We start from the raw sequence: 3,323 nt of genomic DNA on the forward strand, positions 1-3,323 counted from the left end.
GGCTCGGCCGCGGTTCGGCCCTCCGCCGGGGCGGGCCGGGTCGGGCCCGGTCGCGCGCCGGTGGCCGCCGGGTCCTGCGGGTCGGCGACGGTGGGGACCGCGGCGGTCTGCCCCGTGACGACGGGGACCGCACCGGTCTCCGGGCGGCGACCCCTGCGGTGCGCGGACGCCGCCTGCTCGGCCTCGCGGATCTGCCGACGGGTCAACGGTGAGCCGGGGGTGACGGTGCCGAGCGGCACGGACGCCGTCCCGGTGTCGTCGGGGGCACCGCCGTCGGCCGTGCCGGGCGCACCGGGACGGGACGCGGCCGCCCGCGCGGCGAGGCTGCCGGGCGGCGCCGCGACCACGGCGATCGTGCCGGTCTCGACGGAGTGCCACTGGTGCTCGTCACCACCGCGCGAGCGCAGGATGCGCACGAGCAGCACGGCGGCCACCGCGAGGAGCAGCACACCGAGCGCGACGCCCGGCCACAGCCACGGCGTCGTCACGGTCTGGGGCCACGACAGGTCGAGCTGCGGGGCGGCGTCACCCAGGCTCACCGCGATCAGCGACCAGCGCCCGTCCTCGGCGGGCCACTCGATCGTCGCGGAGCCGTCGCCGGACGCCTCGACCACCCACATGTCGGAGCCGGTCGGGTCGGCGGCCTGCGCTGCGGCGGGCGCCTCGGCGTCCGCGCTCGCCGACGGGCTCGGGGCGGCGGCCTCCTCGGCGGCCTCGCTCGGCGACGCGGTCGGTGTCGCGCCCGCGGGCGGCTCCCCCGCCGTCGTCGCCAGGGTGTGCCAGTCCGACATCCCGGTCACCCGGGCGTAGGGGTCGGAGCCGACCCAGGCGTCGACGTCGGTGTCCCGCCCCACGGCGAGCACGACGGGGGCGCCGTCGGCGCGGACGGTGACCGTCACGGGGTCGCCGGCGAGCTCGAGCACCCCCGGGTCCGTGACGAGGGTGCGGACGTCGCCCCCGGGGTCGGCGGTGGCGATCAGGGGGTCGTCGGCGCGCCAGGCCGTGGCCGACGCGACACCGAGACCCACCGAGGCGACGCCGAGCAGCCCGAGCAGGGCGGCGATCAGTCGCTGGAGCACACGGTTTCCTCTCGAACGTGACGGTCCACCATAGGCGAGCGACCTCGGGCGGTGGTCATCGGGTGCGTATCCGCAGCGGGTCCCCGCTGCCGGGTTCGTCCCGATACCCTGGTCCGCGGACGCGGGCCGACCGACGCCCACAGCCTCCCGCCCGGAGGCCGTCCCCACCAGCGCTCACGCGCGCCCGCAGGAGGAGATTCGTGGCAGACGACCGTACGCCGTTCCCGGTGGTCAACTTCCGTGGCTACGACCGCGCCCCCGTCGACGCCCGCATGGACGAGCTCGACCGCGCCCTGCAGGACGCGCGCGGCCAGGTCGCCTCGCTCGACGAGCGGGTGATGCAGATCTCCGGCGAGCTGTCCGAGGCGCACCGCCAGCTGCGTGAGGCCGAGCGGCCCACCTACTCCGGGCTCGGTTCGCGCATCGAGATGCTGCTGCGGTCCGCCGAGGAGCAGTCCTCCGACGTCGTGCAGCAGGCCAACGCGCAGGCGTCCGACGCCCTCGCCCGCGCCCGGCTCGCGGCGGGCCAGCTCCGCGCCCGCGCCGAGAACGAGGTCGCGGAGATGCTGGCGACCGCCAAGCGCGAGGCCACCGAGGAGCGCACCACCGCGCGCACGGAGGCCGAGAGCACCCTGACCGGCGCGCAGCGCCGCGCGGAGGAGCTCGTCGGGTCCGCCGAGCGCGAGGCCGCCCGCATCCAGACCGCCGTGCAGACGGAGGAGAGCGAGCGCCGCGCCACGCTGGAGCGCGAGCTCGGCACCCTGCGCGCCACGGTCGAGCGCGAGACGACCGAGCTGCGGATCAACACCGAGCAGGCCGCCGAGGCGCTGCGCTCGACCACCGAGGCCGAGACGACCGCGCTGCGCACCACCACCGAGAACGAGGCCGCCGCGCTGCGCGCCGACGCCGAGCGGTACGACCAGGACCTGCGCCAGGCCGCGGACGCCGACACCACGGCCCTGCGCCAGCGCGTCACGTCCGAGCTCGCCGAGCTGCGCACCGAGGCCGAGCGCTGGTCCGCGATGCAGCGCTCGCTCGCCGCGACCGAGATCGCCGAGGCCCGCCAGGCCGTCGGCGACGAGGTCACCTCGCTGCGCGCCGACGCCCAGGCGCACGCCGACTCCGTGCGGTCCGCCGCCGAGCGCGCCGCGACCGAGCTGCAGCAGCGCGCGGTCGCCGAGACGACCGCGCTGCGCGCCGAGGCCGACCAGTACTCCGGGTTCGTCCGCGCGACGGCCGACCGCGAGACCGGCGAGCTGCGCGCCGCCGTCGCCGACGAGGTCGCCGCCACCCGCCAGGAGGCCGAGCAGGCCCTCGCCGCGCAGCGCGCCGAGGCCGAGCAGTACGCCACCGAGGTCACCGCCGCAGCCGAGCGCGAGGCCGCCGAGCTCCGGGACCGCGCCCAGCACGAGACCAGCACCCTGCGGGCCCTCGCCGAGCGGGAGACCGCCGAGCAGCGGGCCACCGCCGAGCGGGAGACCACCGAGCTGCGCGAGCGCACCGACCGCGAGGTCGCCGAGCTGCGCGAGGCGACCCGCCTCGACGTCGAGCGCCAGGTCACCGAAGCGTCGCGCACCGCCGACGGGCTGCGCTCGCAGGCCCGCGCCGAGACCGAGGAGCTGCGGACCCAGGCCCGCACCGAGGCCGACGCGCTGACCTCCCAGGCCCGCCAGGCCGTCGCGGACGCCGAGCTCGCCGTCGCCGCCCAGCGCGAGGCCGCCGAGCGCGCCGACGCCGAGCGGCACGCCACCGCCCGCGCCGAGACCGAGAAGCTCGTCTCCGACGCCGAGGCGCACGCCGCCGACGCCGAGCAGCGCGTCGCCAAGGCGCTGGAGCAGGCCGAGAAGATCCGCGTCGACTCGCAGAACCACTCCAAGGAGCTGCTGTCGAACGCCCGGCAGAACGCCGACCGCGTCGTCGCCGAGGCCCGCGAGCACGCCGAGAAGACGCTGTCCGAGGCCATGGCCGAGTCCGAGCGCGAGCGCACCACCGCGCAGCGGCAGGTCGAGGACCTCAACCGCCAGCGCGAGTCGATCACCTCGTACCTGGACGAGCTGCGCAACCTGCTCGGCCACGACCCGGTGCCGAACAAGCAGACGCTCGAGCGGGCGGACGCGGCGCAGGCCCAGTTCGAGAAGCAGCAGACGTCCGCCCCGGCGCGTCCCGCGGCACGCCCGGCGCGCGGCAAGGGCCGCCCGGCGCCGGTCTCCGCGGCCACCCCGGCGGTCGCGGCCCCGGCGGAGG

Annotated in this window: 2 protein-coding genes; one reads left to right on the forward strand and one right to left on the reverse strand. The window is 77.6% G+C overall.

The window, feature by feature from the left end:
- The coding region (locus tag EBM89_RS20035; protein ID WP_122151338.1) for a hypothetical protein at nt 1-1,079 on the reverse strand (1,079 nt) is incomplete at its 3' end.
- 200 nt (nt 1,080-1,279) lie between these two features.
- On the opposite strand from EBM89_RS20035, the gene EBM89_RS20040 reads away from it, so the two are divergent.
- A partial coding sequence (locus EBM89_RS20040; RefSeq protein ID WP_147463644.1) for a hypothetical protein occupies nt 1,280-3,323 on the forward strand: 2,044 nt, incomplete at its 3' end.

This window comes from Cellulomonas triticagri, from assembly GCF_003696205.1.
Taxonomy (GTDB): domain Bacteria; phylum Actinomycetota; class Actinomycetes; order Actinomycetales; family Cellulomonadaceae; genus Cellulomonas; species Cellulomonas triticagri.